13 protein-coding genes are annotated in these 15,984 nt (G+C 69.3%); 8 read left to right on the forward strand and 5 right to left on the reverse strand.

Annotated elements, in window-relative coordinates:
- Window positions 1-7 precede the first annotated feature (7 nt).
- Window positions 8-472 carry a hypothetical protein gene (locus tag ACQI46_RS18175; protein ID WP_427095423.1) on the reverse strand — a complete coding sequence of 155 codons (465 nt, stop codon included), beginning with the start codon at window positions 470-472 and terminating at the stop codon, window positions 8-10.
- A gap of 83 nt (window positions 473-555) precedes the next feature.
- On the reverse strand, window positions 556-2,703 hold the full coding sequence (gene malQ / locus ACQI46_RS18180; protein WP_427095424.1) for a 4-alpha-glucanotransferase: 2,148 nt from the start codon (window positions 2,701-2,703) through the stop codon (window positions 556-558).
- A 91-nt stretch (window positions 2,704-2,794) separates the two neighbouring features.
- Here malQ and ACQI46_RS18185 point away from each other — a divergent pair, with 91 nt between their 5' ends.
- From ACQI46_RS18185 to ACQI46_RS18205, 5 genes are all read left to right on the forward strand, one after another.
- Entirely contained in the window at window positions 2,795-3,985 is a 1,191-nt protein-coding gene (locus ACQI46_RS18185; RefSeq protein WP_427095425.1) for an MFS transporter, read from the forward strand.
- A 48-nt stretch (window positions 3,986-4,033) separates the two neighbouring features.
- Window positions 4,034-5,605 carry a carboxylesterase/lipase family protein gene (locus ACQI46_RS18190; protein ID WP_427095426.1) on the forward strand — a complete coding sequence of 524 codons (1,572 nt, stop codon included), beginning with the start codon at window positions 4,034-4,036 and terminating at the stop codon, window positions 5,603-5,605.
- Between the two features lie 12 nt (window positions 5,606-5,617).
- Entirely contained in the window at window positions 5,618-6,553 is a 936-nt protein-coding gene (locus ACQI46_RS18195; RefSeq protein ID WP_427095427.1) for a sterol desaturase family protein, read from the forward strand.
- Window positions 6,554-6,562: 9 nt separating this feature from the next.
- A complete protein-coding gene (locus ACQI46_RS18200; RefSeq protein ID WP_427095428.1) occupies window positions 6,563-7,969 on the forward strand; it encodes an NAD(P)/FAD-dependent oxidoreductase in 1,407 nt (468 codons plus the stop codon).
- A gap of 204 nt (window positions 7,970-8,173) precedes the next feature.
- A complete protein-coding gene (locus ACQI46_RS18205) occupies window positions 8,174-8,836 on the forward strand; it encodes a hypothetical protein (RefSeq protein ID WP_427095557.1) in 663 nt (220 codons plus the stop codon).
- Here ACQI46_RS18205 and ACQI46_RS18210 read toward each other — a convergent pair.
- Window positions 8,833-9,267, reverse strand: a complete 435-nt coding sequence (locus tag ACQI46_RS18210) for a nitroreductase/quinone reductase family protein (protein WP_427095429.1) — start codon at window positions 9,265-9,267, stop codon at window positions 8,833-8,835. The two genes, ACQI46_RS18205 and ACQI46_RS18210, sit on opposite strands and share 4 nt — an antisense overlap.
- A 122-nt stretch (window positions 9,268-9,389) precedes the next feature.
- Here ACQI46_RS18210 and ACQI46_RS18215 point away from each other — a divergent pair, with 122 nt between their 5' ends.
- From ACQI46_RS18215 to ACQI46_RS18225, 3 genes are read left to right on the forward strand one after another with little or no spacing between them, the layout of a single operon-like run.
- Window positions 9,390-10,076: a TetR/AcrR family transcriptional regulator gene (locus ACQI46_RS18215; RefSeq protein WP_427095430.1), complete on the forward strand. Its 687-nt coding sequence runs from the start codon at window positions 9,390-9,392 to the stop codon at window positions 10,074-10,076.
- Between the two features lie 45 nt (window positions 10,077-10,121).
- On the forward strand, window positions 10,122-10,616 hold the full coding sequence (locus tag ACQI46_RS18220) for a VOC family protein (RefSeq protein ID WP_427095431.1): 495 nt from the start codon (window positions 10,122-10,124) through the stop codon (window positions 10,614-10,616).
- 2 nt (window positions 10,617-10,618) lie between these two features.
- Window positions 10,619-12,106, forward strand: coding sequence for an FAD-binding protein (locus ACQI46_RS18225; protein ID WP_427095558.1), 1,488 nt, complete (start codon window positions 10,619-10,621; stop codon window positions 12,104-12,106).
- On the opposite strand, the gene ACQI46_RS18230 is transcribed toward ACQI46_RS18225, so the two are convergent.
- On the reverse strand, window positions 12,103-14,013 hold the full coding sequence (locus tag ACQI46_RS18230) for an ABC transporter ATP-binding protein/permease (protein WP_427095432.1): 1,911 nt from the start codon (window positions 14,011-14,013) through the stop codon (window positions 12,103-12,105). The two genes, ACQI46_RS18225 and ACQI46_RS18230, sit on opposite strands and share 4 nt — an antisense overlap.
- Before the next feature lie 46 nt (window positions 14,014-14,059).
- Window positions 14,060-15,964 (reverse strand): ABC transporter ATP-binding protein/permease, encoded by a 1,905-nt coding sequence (locus tag ACQI46_RS18235; RefSeq protein ID WP_427095433.1) that lies wholly within the window; start codon window positions 15,962-15,964, stop codon window positions 14,060-14,062.
- Window positions 15,965-15,984: the final 20 nt, after the last annotated feature.

Raw genomic sequence — 15,984 nt, forward strand, 5'->3', positions numbered from 1 at the left:
ACTTCGGTCAGGGCCGCGGCGAGGTGTTGGCGATGATCGGAGCCACGTTGCCGGCGACGCCGGGCGCGACCGGCGTGCCCGCGCCGGGAGCACCCGGGATGGGGATCATCGGCGTCGGCGTCACCGTCGTGACACCGTTGGCGCCGACCCGCGGACCGCCGGTCGGGCCCATGGCCTTGATCTGGTCGGCGGCCTCCTGCGTGCAGTCCAGCATCAGCTGCATGCGGCCCTTGCCGGTGATTTTCTGCTGGCTGACCAGGCACGCCGACTGCGGAAGCACGCTGCCGGTGGAGCCGCCGAAGTACGCCTTGACGCCCTGACTCTTCAGGATGGCCAACGCCCGCCCGTACTGTTCGCCCAGCACGTTGTGCGGGTGCGAATCGGCGGGCTGCGAGACCGCGACGCCCGCGCCGAACAGGGCGACGGTTCCCGCGGCGACGAGTCCGCCGCTAGCCACGACGAGCTTTCTCACGACTGATCTCCTCGCTGTTCCTGGTGCGGTGCGAACATATCGCAGCAGTGTCTGATGTGAAACCGCTGCAGACGTCTCCGGCGTTACATCGGACCCGTCCGGGCCGCCGCGCTGCGCATCGCCTCGCACAATCCGGCCGCCACCTCGTCGTCGAACACGTCCTCCAGGAGCACCTGCCGGCCCTGCGAGTCACCGAGCGGCACACGCCAATTCGGGTACTCGTCGGTGGTCCCCGGTTGGTTCTGGGTACGTACCTCGCCGACGGCGTCGGCAAGCGACAGCGACAGCAGCCGCGACGGCGTGCGGCCCAGATAGCGGTGCAGCGCCAGCACGGTCTCCTCGACACCGGCGCCGTCGCCGAGCAGGCCGACACGGCGCAACTCGGCCAACCAGGCGTCCTGTTGGCGGCGATCGTCGGCCAGTTCCTCCTCGGCCGGGCGGGTCAGCAGGCCCAGCCGGTCCCGCAGCCGCACGTGCTCCCCGGCCAGATATCCCGCGGTCGGCGGCAGATCGTGGGTGGTGACCGCCGACAGGCAGAACTCCCGCCACCGCTCGGCCGGCACCGGGCTGCCGTCACCGTCGTGATCGTTCTCGAACCACAGGATCGAGGTGCCCAGCACGCCGCGGTCGCGCAGGTAGTCGCGCACCCACGGTTCCACGGTGCCGAGATCCTCGCCGACAACCACCGCGGCGGCCCGCTGCGCCTCCAGCGCCACGATGCCGATCATCGCCTCGTGGTCGTACCGAACGTAGGTGCCGTCGGTCGGCGGGGCGCCCTCGGGGATCCACCACAGCCGGAACAGTCCGATGATGTGATCGATACGGACGCCGCCCGCGTGCCGCAGCACCGCGTTGACCAGCGCGCGGAACGGTTCGTAGGCGTGCTCGGCGAGCCGGTCGGGCCGCCACGGCGGCTGGGACCAGTCCTGACCCAGCTGGTTGAACTCGTCCGGCGGGGCGCCCGCGGTGACCCCGAGCGCGAGCACGTCCTGCAGTGCCCAGGAGTCGGCGCCGTCGGGATCCACCCCGACCGCAAGGTCACCCATGATGCCCAGTTCCATGCCCGCCGAGACCGCGCGGGTCTGCGCCGCACTGAGCTGTTCGTCGAGCTGCCATTGCAGCCAGCGGTGGAAGTCCACCTCGGCGGCGTGGGTGGCCGCGAACTCGGCCACCGCCGCGCTGCGCGGGTGCTGCAGCTCTGCGGGCCACCGGTGCCAGTCGGCGCCGTGGTGCTCGGCCAGCGCACACCACGTCGCGAAGTCGTCGAGGCTTCGGCCTTCGCGTGCGCAGAACGCCTGATAGGCGATCTGGCGGCCGGCGGAGAACTCGACCTGATACACGGTCTCCAGCGCCGCACGCTTGGCCTTCCAGGCGCGGTCACGGTCGATCTGCGCCGACCGGTCCGCGCGCGACTGCACCGTCAGCCGCGACTTGCGGATCCGGCCGCGGTGACGCACGTCGGCGTATTCGGGTATGGCCTCGACCCGCAGGTAGATCGGGTTGACGAAGCGCCGCGACGTGGGCAGGTACGGCGACGGCTCCATCGGCGCCGTCGGTGCCGCCGCGTGCAGGGGATTGACCAGCACGAAACCGGCGCCGTGCCGGGCCGCCGACCACACCGCCAGATCGGTGAGATCGGTCAGATCCCCGATGCCCCAGGACTTCCGGGAGCGCACGCTGTAGAGCTGGGTGGCCAGGCCCCAGGTGCGGCCGGCGCCCAACCGGGCGGGCAACTCCAGTCGCGCGGGTGTCACGATGACCGACGTGCTGGTCTCGAACTCCTCCACCTGCAGGTGCAGCCGGTGATACCCCGGTGGCAGATCCGCGGGCAGTTCGAACGACGCCTCACCGATCAGGCGACCGTCGAGATCATAAGGGCCGGAGTGGTTTTCGAGCTGACGCAGCCCACTGCGGGTGGTGCCGTCCTCCAGCGCCAGCCACAAGGTCACCGGATCCCCGTGTGTGACGTGCACCCAGAACGACGTCGTCTCCCCGGCCCGACCCACGATCGACGGGGGCAGCGAGCGCGCCCAATGGGAACGGTCGAGCGCCGTCAACGCCGCGGCGCGCTCGTCCTCGGTCGCGGCCGGCACCTCGAGCGCCGCGAGCACCGCCACCAACGTCGACTCCGGCACCGGCACCACCCGACCGCGCCAGTCCTCGTACTCGGTGGCCACGCCGTAACGCCGGGCGAGCTCGGACAGAGACCTCGAGCGCGGATCTTCAACCATGGCGCCATCTTGCCCTGTGCGAAGCGAACGCAAACTTCGAGCGAATCCTCGTCGGGCGCAGCACCACGACGCTTCGGTAGGGTCGACGGCCATGGTGCCTGAACGGCTCGAGGTCGACCAGGCGCGCAATCGCCGGGCCCGTATCGCCGTCGCCGCGGTCTTCCTCACCAACGGCGCACTGTTTGCCAACCTGCTGCCGCGCTACCCGGAGATCAAGAACGACCTCGCGGTGTCCAACGCGCTCTTCGGTGCGACCGTGGCCGCGTTCTCGGCCGGCGCACTGCTGGCCGGGCTGACCGCGGCCGCACTGATCCGCCGCTTCGGATCGGCCCGGGTCGCCCTGGCCACCACCTACCTTCTCGCGGCGTTCCTGGTGGCCGCCGCGGCCGCACCCACCCCCGCGCTGTTCGCCGCCGCCCTGTTCGTCGCCGGAGCTTCCGACGCCGTCACCGACGTCGCGCAGAACGTCAACGGCCTACGGCTGCAACGCGACTACGGCCGGTCGATCATCAACTCGCTGCATGCGGTGTGGGCCCTGGGCGCCGTCCTGGGCGGGCTGATGGGAGCGGCAGCCATCGCGTTCGGGCTGGCGCGCGACCTGCACCTCGGCATCGCCGCAGTGGTGTTCTGCGTGGTCACCACTGTCGCGTACCGGTTCCTGCTGCACGGGCCCGACCACGAGCAGCATCCCTCGGCGCAGGACAACGCGGGCGGCAAGGTGGGAGTCAAGGGCTACCTGCTCCTGCTGGCGTTCGTGGGCATCGCGATGGCGGGCCTGTCGGTCGAGGACGCCGGAAACACGTGGGCCACAATCTATCTGCGTGACACGCTGGACGCTGCGGCGGTGGTCGCGCCGATGGGCTACGTCGCGCTGGTGACCTTCATGTTCATCGGGCGGCTGACCGGAGACCGGCTCGTCGACCGGTTCGGGGAACGCGCCGTGGCCCGATGCGGCGGCCTGATCACCGCCCTCGGCATGGGATGCGCCCTGGCGTTCCCGTCGGTGCCGGGCACCATCATCGGTTTCGCCGCCGCCGGCCTCGGCGTGGCCACCGTCGTGCCGGCGGCGATGCGCGCGGCCGACGAATTGCCCGGGCTCCGGCCGGGTACCGGTCTGACCGTGCTGAGCTGGGCGATGCGGGCCAGCCTGCTGGGCGCCCCGCTGGTGGTCGGCGTGATCGCCGACGCGACCAGCCTGCGCTTCGGCCTGCTGACCGTGCCGGTGGCCGGCCTGGTGCTCGTCGTCCTCGGCGGCGCCCTCGCGTCTCGCCCAGTGCGGTGACACCGCGCTGGTACAGTTACGTACCAGTTATCGATGCAAGGAGCCGGCATGACCGCGGAAGCCACGACACGCAGCGGGGTGGTCACGCGTCCGGTCGTCGACACCACCTACGGACCGGTACGCGGAGTCGACGACGGCACCGTCCGAGTGTTCAAAGGCGTCCGGTACGCCGCCGCGCCGGTAGGGGAGTTGCGATGGCGGGCCCCGCAGCCTCCGACGCCGTGGACCGAACCGGCCGACGCCGGCCGGGTCAGCCCGGTGTGCCCCCAGGTCACCGACGCACAACTGCCGATCGACCTCGGCGCCCCGCAGGGACAGGACTTCCTGACCGTCAACGTCTGGGCTCCGCCGGGCACCACCGCCGGTGACGCGAAACCGGTCATGGTGTGGGTGCACGGCGGCGCATACGTCCTCGGCGCGGCCAGCCAGCCGCTCTATCACGGCCGCCGTCTGGCCGTCGACGGCGACGTCGTCGTCGTCACCCTCAACTACCGGCTCGGCGCGCTCGGCTTCCTCGAGCTGCCCACCGTCGGCGCCGACACCGACCGGTTCGCCACCAACGTCGGACTGCGCGACGTCCTGGCCGCGCTGCAGTGGGTGCGCGACAACATCGCCGCCTTCGGCGGCGACCCCGGCAAGGTCACCGTGTTCGGTGAATCCGCCGGCGGCGCCATCGTCACCACGCTGCTGGCCAGCCCCGCCGCGGCCGGGCTCTTCGACGCCGCGATCTCGCAGAGCCCGCCGGTCACGTCGTCGTACGACTCCGAGCGCGCCCGCCGAGTCGCCGAACGGTTCCTCGAGGTCCTCGACGTCGCACCCGGCGACATCGCCGAGCTGACCCGGCTGCCGATCCAGGCCATCGTCGCCGCGTCGCGCACCGTCTTCGACGAGATCCCGGTACGCACCCCCGGCACGCTGGCATTCGCCCCGATCGTCGACGGTGACGTCATCCCGGACTATCCCGTGCGGGTCGCGCAGGCCGGCAACACCCACCCGGTGCCGCTGATCATCGGCACCAACAAGAACGAGGCCGCGCTGTTCCGGTACATGAAACAGCCTCTGATGCCGATCACCCCGGAGTCGGTCAAAGCGATGTTCGCCGAGATCGCGGCCGAGCAGCCCGAGCTGCCGCTGCCCAGCGAGGACGAACTGCGTGGCACCTACCGAGGCCGCGGAAAGACCAGCGGCATGCGGGTGTCCAGCGACATCGGGTTCCGGATGCCGTCGATCTGGTTCGCCGACGGACACCGTGCGGTGGCGCCGGTCTACCTCTACCGCTTCGACTTCGCCACTCCGCTGCTGCGTGCGGTGCGCCTGCATGCCGCCCACGCCACCGAGCTGCCGTACGTCTGGGGCAACCTGAAGGCCGGACGCAAAGACCCGACCTTCGCCCTCGGCGGCCTCAAAGCCGGCAAAGAGGTCTCCCGGCGCCTGCGCGCGCGCTGGACGGCCTTCGCGCGCACCGGCGAACCCGCGGGCCCGACCGGCGAGCCGCAGTGGCGCCCCTATGACGCCGACGACCGGCCGACCCTGGTGATCGACAAGTGCGACCGCGTCGTCGACGACCTCGACGCCCCGGTCCGTCGCGCCTGGGGCGACGACGTCCTGAGCTTCCGGTAGAAGAGGACACCGATGGACCTGCTCGACGCGCTCCCGCCGGCGATGCGCGAACCGGTGCTGTTCGCGATCCCGTTCTTCCTGCTGCTGCTGGCCATCGAATGGACCGCAGCACGCAAGCTCGAACACCTCACCGAGGCCGAGCGGCCGGGCAAGGGGTCCTACCTGACCCGCGACGCCTGGACCAGTGTGTCGATGGGGCTGGTGTCGATCCTGACGATGAGCGCGTGGAAGTTCCTGGCGCTGTTGGGCTATGCGGCGCTCTACACGTATGTGGCGCCGTGGCAGCTGTCGCCGACGCAGTGGTACACCTGGGTGATCGCGCTGGTCGGGGTGGACCTGTTGTTCTACCTCTACCACCGCACGGCCCACCGGGTGCGGCTGGTGTGGGCGACCCACCAGGCCCACCACTCCAGCGAGTACTTCAACTTCGCGACCGCGCTGCGCCAGAAGTGGAACAACAGCGGCGAGATCGTGATGTGGCTTCCGTTGCCGCTGTTGGGTGTTCCGCCGTGGATGGTGTTCTTCGCCTTCTCGATCAGCCTGGTCTATCAGTTCTGGGTGCACACCGAACACATCGACAAGCTGTGGCGGCCAATCGAATTCATCTTCAACACCCCGTCGCATCACCGCGTGCACCACGGGATGGACGCCGAGTACCTCGACAAGAACTACGGCGGCATCCTGATCATCTGGGATCGCCTGTTCGGCACGTTCCAACCCGAGATCTTCCGGCCGCGTTACGGGCTGACCAAACCGGTCGACACCTTCAACATCTGGAAGCTGCAGACGCACGAGTACGTCGCGATCGGGCGTGACGTGCGCACCGCGCGCCGGCTGCGCGACCGGCTGGGCTTCGTCTTCGGCCCGCCCGGCTGGCAACCCACGTCGACGGCCTCGCCGGGCACCGAGCCTGCGACAACACCGACGACATCCGGCGCAGCGTCGTAGTCTGCGTCCGTGCAGACGGTTTTCGACCACCCGGTCGACTCGACGCTGATCGACCGCGCGCTGGCCGACAGCGCGTTCGGCTCGATGTGGCTCGAAATTCCCCGACCGGTATTCGAGGCGCCGTCCGGGCCGCTCACCTGCGACCTGCTGGTGATCGGCGGCGGATACACCGGGCTGTGGAGCGCGCTGCACGCCGCCCGCCGACACCCGGACCGCCGCATCGTGCTCGTCGAGGCCGACCGCGTCGGCTGGGCGGCCTCGGGACGCAACGGCGGCTTCGTTGACGCGAGCCTCACCCACGGTTACGAGAATGGAAAAGCCCGCTGGCCCAGCGAGATCGAGACACTCGAAACCATGGGGCTGCAGAATCTCGACGGCATGCAGGCCGAGCTGACCGAGCTGGGTCTCGACGTCGAATGGCAGCGCACCGGCATGCTGTCGGTGGCCACCGAACCCCACCAGGTCGAGTGGCTCACCGACGCCGCCGGCAACGGTCAGGGCCAACTGCTCGACCTGCGCGCGGTCCGCGAGGAAGTGCACTCGCCGACCTATCTGGCGGGTCTGTACGACCCCGACACCTGCGCGCTGGTGCATCCGGCCAAACTGGCCGTCGAGTTGGCGCGCGCGTGCCGCGAGGCCGGGGTGACGGTCTTCGAGCACACCGCCGCCAAGCGCATCGTCTCCGGCGGTGCTGCGCTGCAGGTGCACACCGACGGTCCGACGGTGACGTGCCGCCAGATCGTGCTGGCCACCAATGTGTTTCCGAGCCTGCTGCGACGCAACCGGTTCCACACCGTGCCGGTCTATGACTACGTGCTGGCCACCGCACCGCTGACCGACGCCCAACTCGCGTGCATCGGCTGGCGGCGCCGTCAAGGGGTCAGTGATTCGGCCAACCAGTTCCACTACTACCGGCTGACCGCGGACAACCGCATCGTCTGGGGCGGATATGACGCCGTCTACCACTACGGCCGGCGCGTCGCCGCGGCGTACGAGGATCGTCGGCAGACCTACCGCCGGTTGGCCGCCCACTTCTTCCTGACCTTCCCGCAGCTCGACGACGTCCGCTTCAGCCACCGGTGGGCCGGCGCGATCGACACCAACACGCGCTTCTGCGCGCACTGGGGACTGGCCCGCGAGGGCCGCGTCGCCTACGTCAACGGGTTCACCGGCCTCGGCGTCGGCGCGGCACGGTTCGCCGCCGACGTCTGCCTGGACCTGCTCGACGGGAAAGACACCCCCCGCACCCGGCTGGAGATGGTGCGTCGCAAACCGCTGCCGTTCCCCCCGGAGCCGCTGGCCACCGCAGGTATTCAGGCCACCCGCTGGTCGCTGAACCGCGCCGACCACCACGCCGGACGGCGAAACCTGCTGCTGCGCACCCTCGATGCGGCAGGTCTGGGCTTCGACTCCTAGCGGCCCCTGCGCGACACGCCGAGGTGTAACGCATCGTTATCTGACCGCGATGACCCAGTTACGCCAGCCGCAGCACGGGTATCCCGCGATATCGCGCCGCGCGGCGTGGCGAGGACCTCATCACCTGTGGAGAGCGGAGGCGCTGTGTCTGTTCGGCCGTCGAATCGATCACCGCGGCAGCGGCTCCAGGCAGGGCTGCGGGCGCTGCTGATCACCCTGGCCCCGGTGGCCGCGCTGCTGTCGCCGCTCGCTCCGGCGCACGCGCAACCGGGCGCGGTGGCGCATCCCGGGATGGAAATCCACCAGGACTCGGTGCTGTGCACCCTCGGTTGGGTGGATCCGCAGACCCGCATGGCCTACACCGCCGGCCACTGCCGCGCCTCGGGCACGGTGACCGACAAGCAGGGCGCCGTGATCGGGACGCAGGGCGTCTACCGCGACAACACGCCCAACGGCATGACCGTCGACACCAACCACCAGATCACCGACTGGGAGGTCATCCACCTGGCCCCCGAGGTCGTCGTCAACAACGTGCTGCCCGGTGGGAAGGCCCTGGTCACCGATGCGGCCGTGCTGCCGGCCAAGGGTATGCCGGTCTGCCACTTCGGAGTCGTGACGGGCGAGAGCTGCGGCACCATCGAAGCCGTCAACAACGGCTGGTTCACCATGACCAACGGCGTCGTGAGCCGCAAAGGCGACTCCGGGGGACCGGTCTACACGCCGACCCCTGACGGCCGCACCGTGCTGATCGGCATCTTCAACAGCACGTGGGGCACGTTCCCGGCCGCGGTGACGTGGCAGGTCGCCCGCGAGCAGGCGCAGCAGGACACCATCTCGGCGGCGTCGGCCACGGTGCCCGCCGCTTAATCCACCAGCTCGAACAGCGGGATCGACGCGGCGGCCGCGCGCAGATCCGCCTCCGTCGAATCGGGCGTCAGACCGCCCGTGTGGCCTTTGACCTGCCAGTACCACCGCCGCAGGTACGCCACCAGCAGCGGTGGCTTGGCGCCGTCTGGCACCTCGACCGCCCGGCGACTCCGCCGCGCCGCACCCACCTCGACGACACCGGCGGTCCGGACGTTGCGCGCCCACTGGGTGTTGCCGCGTGGCGAGACCAGGTACTGGCCTCCGTCGACTGTCAGTAGGTTCACCACGACGCGGTGCGGACGACCGCTGGTGCGTCCACGTACCCGCAGCGCTGTGCTGCCCTGAATGCTGATGCCGTGTTCGGCGAGCTTACGGATGGCGTTGTTGAAGACCCGGGCGCCGCGGCTCGGGACGTCGTATCGCGTGGTCATCGTGTTCCTTCCAAACCGAGGCGTTCAAGAGGCTTTTTGAGAGCACCGCTCACTTTTTCAGCGTGCCACGCCAGTGCGCGCAAAACAAGAGCACTGATCTCGGTTTGTGTGACACTGGCCGGGTGGGGAAACGCCAGGACGCCCGGGACCGGACCGAGCGCCGCATCATCGAGCTGGGCCGGCGCCAACTGGCCACCGTGGGCGCTGCGGGGTTGTCCCTGCGCGCCATCGCCCGCGACCTGGGAATGGTGTCATCGGCGGTGTACCGCTACGTCGCCGGCCGCGACGACCTGCTGACCCTGCTGCTCGTCGACGCCTACACCGAACTGGCGGACACCGTGGACCAGGCCGGCCGTGACGCCGGAACGCACTGGCGCGACCGCCTGGCGGCGATGGCGCACGCCGTCCGGGCCTGGGCGCTGGACAATCCCGCACTGTGGGCGCTGCTCTACGGCAGCCCCGTGCCCGACTATCACGCGCCGCGCGAGCGCACCGTGGGGCCGGGCACCCGGGTGGTCGGCGCGCTGCTGGCGGCGGTCAACGCCGGGGCCGACGTAGGTGAGGTCGCCGGCCGGGCGCCGGTCGCGATCGCGCCGGCGCTGGCCGACGACCTCGCGGGGCTGCGCGCCGAGTTCGGGCTGACCACCGACGACCCGACGCTGGCCAAGGCGCTGCTGCTGTGGGCGGCGCTGATCGGCGCGATCAATCTCGAGGTGTTCGGACACTACGGCCCCGACACCTTCACCGAGCCGGCACACGTCTTCGAGGCCCAACTCGCCCTTCTGTTCGACATGCTGACGCGGAACTAGAACACGTTCTAGCCACCGGAGACCCCTGGCGATATCCTCGAACGGATGTCAGACCAGACACCTGTCCAGATTGCGTGGGTCTCGCGGGACCTCCCCGCCACCGAGTCCACGTTGACGGCATTGCTGGGCGCCAAGAAGTGGGTGCGGATGCCCGGCGTGCACTTCGGTCCGGACAGCTGCGTCCACCGCGGAGCCCCCGCCGACTTCGTCGCCGACATCTCGTTGAGTTACGCCGGTGACACCCAACTCGAGCTGATCGCGCCGGTGTCCGGAGACAGCATCTACACCGAGTTCCTGGACCGCAGCGGCCCCGGCCTGCACCACATCTGCATCGAGGCCGCCGACCCCGAGGCACTGGCCGCGATGGTGGCCGACTTCGCGCGCCACGGCGCCGAGGTGGTGCTCACCGGAGCGATGCCCGGCGGTATGGAGTTCGCCTACGTCTCAGCCGCGCACACCGGTGTGCCGTACCTCGAAATCGCTTATCTCCCACCGCAGATCCGCGCGTTCTTCGACCATGTGAAACAGGAGCAGAAGTGAGCATGAAAAACGTCCCCGACACCGTCCCCGCCGCCGAGGTCGGGGAGTGGTCCGACGACGTCGACGTCGTGGTGGTGGGCTTCGGTATCGCCGGCGGGTGCGCCGCGGTCAGCGCGGCCGCCGCCGGAGCGAAGGTCCTGGTGCTGGAGAAGGCCGCCGCGGCCGGGGGCACCACGTCGATGGCGGGCGGACACTTCTACCTCGGCGGCGGCACCGCGGTGCAGAAGGCCACCGGGCACGAGGACTCGGCCGAGGAGATGTACAAGTACCTGGTGTCGCAGTCCCGCGACCCCGAACACGACAAGATCCGCGCCTACTGCGAAGGCAGCGTCGAGCACTTCAACTGGCTCGAAGCGTTGGGATTCGAGTTCGAACGCAGCTACTACCCGGGCAAGGTCGTCGTCCCGCCGGGCACCGAAGGGCTGTCCTACACCGGCAACGAGAAGGTCTGGCCGTTCTGCGAACAGGCCGAACCGGCGCCGCGCGGACACTCCGTGCCCGTGCCCGGCGAGCTGGGCGGCGCGGCCATGGTGATCGATCTGCTGCTCAAGCGCGCCGCCGAACTCGGCGTGCAGATCAAGTACGAGACCGGCGCGACCGCGCTGGTGGTCGACGACGGCGGCGCGGTCACCGGCGTGACCTGGAAGCACTTCACCGAGACCGGACACGTCAAGGCCGGCGCCGTCGTCATCGCCGCGGGCGGCTTCGTGATGAACCCGGACATGGTCGCCGAGTACACACCCGCGCTCGGCCAGGAACGCAAGACCAAACACCACGGCACCGTCGCCCCCTACATCCTGGGCAACCCCAACGACGACGGGCTGGGCATCCGCCTGGGCGTCTCGGCCGGCGGGGTGGCGCTGCACATGGATCAGCAGTTCATCACCGCCGCCGCGTACCCGCCGGAGATCCTGCTCACCGGCGTCATCGTCAACGCCGAGGGGCAGCGGTTCGTCGCCGAGGACTCCTACCATTCGCGCACCTCGGCGTTCGTGCTCGAACAGCCCGACCAGATCGCGTACCTGATCGTCGACGAAGCGCACATGCAGATGCCGGAGATGCCGCTGATCAAGTTCATCGACGGCTGGGAGACCATCGCGGAGATGGAGTCTGCGCTGGAGATCCCCGCCGGCCACCTCGCCGCCACGCTCGAGCGCTACAACGCCAACGCCGCGGCCGGCGTCGACCCCGACTTCCACAAGCAGCCGGAATACCTTGCGCCACAGACCAACGGCCCGTGGGCCGCGTTCGACCTGTCACTGGGCCGGGCGATGTACTCCGGGTTCACCATGGGCGGACTGAAGGTGTCGGTCGACGGTGAGGTGCTCCGCGAAGACGGGTCGCCCGTCGCCGGTCTGTACGCCGCCGGGGCATGCGCGTCCAACATCGCCCAGGACGGCAAGGGTTATGCGAGCGGGACGCAGTTGGGCGAAGGGTCGTTCTTCGGGAGGCGGGCGGGAAATCACGCAGCGCGGCGGGCGGGTTCCTAACGTGCGCCGGCGGTGGCGCCCAGCTCCCACTGGCCGTCACCGACCAACTTCAACTCGCGGGTGTGATGCTGCTCCACGGTGCTGCGGTGGCTGACGCTGACCAGGATCGTGTCGGGCAGGGTCTCGCGCACCAGCCGGTAGAGCATCAGCTCCAGGCCCTCGTCGAGCGCCGAGGTCGACTCGTCGAGGAACACCGCCTTCGGCCGGGTCAGCAGGATCCGCGCGAACGCGATGCGCTGCTGCTCACCCGGTGAGAGGACCTTGGCCCAGTCCTTCTCCTCGTCCAGGCGGTCGGCCAGATGCGGCAGCGCGACCTGGTTCAGCGCATGGCGCAGCATCCGGTCGTCGAGGTCGCCGGAACTGTTGGGATAGGAGACCACCGTGCGCAGGTCACCCAGCGGAACGTACGGCAGCTGGGACAGGAACATCGTCGCGTTGTCCTCGCCGGGCGCGCGCAGGGTGCCCGACGCGTACGGCCACAGCTGCCCGAGGCTGCGCAGCAGCGTGGTCTTGCCGCTGCCTGACGGACCGGTGACCATCAGCGCGTCGCCCGGCTCGAGCGTCAGGTTCAGCGGCCGGACCAGCGGGCGACCGTCCGGGGTGCGGACCTCGACGTCGTCGAGTTCGACCCGTCCGCCGCGGGAGTCCTGGGCGGACAGGGTCGGCAGGGCGCGGCCCTCCTCGTTGGCGATGACCAGGCCGTGCAGCCGGATGATGGCGGCACGGTATCCGGCGAAGTTGTCGTAGGCGTTACGGAAGAACGAGAGCCCGGTCAGGATCTCCCGGAACGCGCTGGCGGTCTGCGAGAGCTGGCCCAGGGTGATCTCGCCGTTGTAGAAGCGGGAGAACTGCACCAGGTAGGGGATGAGCTCCTGGGCCTGGGTGATCGACAGGTTCCACCCGAGGAAGCCGGCCATCCGGTTCACGTACTTCTTGTAGTTGTCGACGATCGGCCCGAACCTGCGCCGCAGCCCGGTGCGTTCGGCGATCTCACCGCGGTAGAACGCCACGGCCTCCGACGCGTCGCGCAACCGCACCAGCGCGTACCGGAACGCGGCGTTGAACTTCTCGTTGTTGAACGACAGCGTGATGATCGGCCGGCCGATCCAGAACGCGATGACCGTCGCGAACAGGATGTAGACGACGCCGATCCAGAACATCGCCTTGGGCAGCACGACCCCGACGAACGGCAGGGTCACCGGCCCGGACAGGTTCCACAGGATCGTGGTGAACGAGATCATCGCCGCGATCGAGGACACCGCGCCGAACACCAGGGTGGACCCGGAGGTGTTGTTCGGGGTGTTGGGCAGCGGTCCGACGCCGGCGGTGAAGATGTCGATGTCGGTCTGGATGCGCTGATCCGGGTTGTCGATGGTGTCGTCGATGAACCGCGACCGGTAGTAGGCCTTGCCGTCGAGCCAGTCGCCGGTCAGCTGGTCGGTCAGCCAGGTGCGCCACCGCAGCATGAAGCGCTGGGTGACCAGCAGGTCGATCATGATCGAGGCGACGTTGATCACGGCCAGCACCGCGAACACGCCCATGGACATCCAGAATCCGTCTGCACCCGATTCACGCACCGCGTCGTCGCCGGCGCCCACGCCCGAGGCGATCACCTGGAAGCTGGTCATCATGTCGTTGCCCTGGTAGCTGAACAGCACCGACAGGCGCACGCTGGTGATCACCAGCAGCAGGATCCCGGCCAGCCACAGCCAGACGATGAGGCTGTCCGCGCCGGTGAAGTAGCCGCGGGTGACGCGCCAGAACTGCTTGCCCCACACCGTGAACCGCACGATGAGCACCAGCACGACCATCGTGGCCACCGCGGCGTAGGCCCAGCCCTGGGCGATCCACCACAGCGAGGTCCACAGCTCGTTGCCCCAGTCGAGCGTCGGGGTGAACGTTTCCATGCGGTGCAAAGTACCGCGCCGTCAGCGCCGCAGCGTGTCGGAGGCGCTATCGCGACGACGCGAGTCGCTCCAGTCGCCACGCCGCCTCGCCGACCAGTTCCAGGTGGCTGCTGTGGAACGGATGCACGCTGCTGCGGTGGCTGACACTGACGAGGATCGCGTCGGGCAGTTCGGAGCGCAGCAGCTCGTACAGCAACAATTCCAGGCCTGCGTCGAGACCCGACGTGGATTCGTCGAGGAACACGGCAGACGGCCGGCACAACAGGATCCGGGCGAACGCGATGCGCTGCTGTTCGCCTACCGACAACGCGTTGCCCCAGTCCTTGACCTCGTTGAGCCGGATCGCCAGGTGTCCCAACGCCACCTGAAGCAGAACCTTCTGGATCGCCGTGTCGTCGGCGGTCCCGGGCTGCTGCGGGTAGGACACCACGGTGCGCAGGTCTCCGGCGGGCAGGTAGGGCAGCTGCGGGACGAACATCACGTCGTCGCGGCCCTGTGGCAGCCGGACGTGACCGGACGCGAACGGCCACAGCCCGGCGATGCTCTGCAGCAGCACCGACTTGCCGATCCCGGACTCGCCGGTGATCACGACCGCCTCACCGGGCCTGACCGTCAGGTCCAGATCGTGCACCAGCGGTGACCCGTCGGGGCGGCGCACGGTGACGCCGGCGACCTCGAGTGCGCCGCCGGCGGCCGGCGCGATGTGCACGCTGCTGAAGTTGCCTGCGCGCTCGTTCTGCTCGGCCAGCCCGTCGAGGCGGATGATGGCCGCACGGTAGCTGGCGAACTGGTCATAGGCGTTGCGGAAGAACGACAGCGACTCGTGGATGGCCGCGAACGCGTTCGACGACTGCCACACGTCGCCGAACGAGATGCGTTGCGCGAACAATCCCTGCGCCTGCACCAGCCAGGGCAGCGGGTTGATCGCCTGACTCACCGACACGTTCCATCCGAAGAACAGCATCATGCGGTTGAGCCAGTGCCGGTAGTTCGTCATCACCTCGTCGAGCCGGCCGCGCAGCAGCGACCGTTCGGCGGGTTCGCCCCGGTACAGGCCGATGGCCGCACCGGCGTCACGGACCCGCACCAGCCCGTAGCGGAACGCCGCGTTGCGCAGCTCGTTGAGATAGCTCAGCCGGATCAGGGGTCGGCCGATCACGAACGCCACGATCGTCGCGATCAGGACATAGACCAGCACCACCCAGAACAGGGCGTGGGGAACGGTGACGCCGCCGAGTGTCAGCGGTTCGGACAGGCGCCACAGGATCGGGCCGAACGACAGCACCGACAGCACCGCCTGCACAGCCCCGAACAGCAAGGTGTCGCTGGAGTTGTAGATCGGGTTGTTCGGATAACCGCCGACGCCGGTGGTGAAGATGTCGACGTCCTGCTGGATCCGCTGATCCGGGTTGTCGATGGGCCGTCCGGCGAACTGGGCGCGGAAGTACGCCTGATCGTCGAGCCAGCCGTCGATGAGGCGACGGCTCAACCAGATTCGCCAGCGCATGATGAACCGCTGCGTCAGGTACAGGTCGAACAGCAGCCGCACCAGGAAGCAGCCGGCGAGCACCGCGAACACCAGCATCGTCGCCCAGAAGCCGGCGATGCCGCTGTCGCGGGCGGCCTCGGTGGGGCCGGCCGAGAACGCCACCTGCAGCGCGGTGAACAGGTCATTGACGTAGTAGGTCAGCAGCACGTTGATGCGCACCGAGACGATCACCGACAGCAGCAGCAGCCCGAGGCACAACCAGACGATCAGACTGCGACGCCCGGTGAAGTACCCGCCGGAGACCCGCCAGAATTGGCGGCCCCACTCGGTGAACCGTCCGATCAGCACCAGCACGATCAACAGGCAGACCGCGGTCAGCGCCCACGCCGTGCCCACCCAGGCCGCCGACGCGAACGCTTCGCGGCTCCAGTCGAGGGACGGCTGGAACGTCTGGGTGTCCACGCGTGTGCGACCTCCCCCCG

It is taken from the genome of Mycobacterium sp. SMC-4, from assembly GCF_050205565.1.
Lineage (GTDB): Bacteria > Actinomycetota > Actinomycetes > Mycobacteriales > Mycobacteriaceae > Mycobacterium.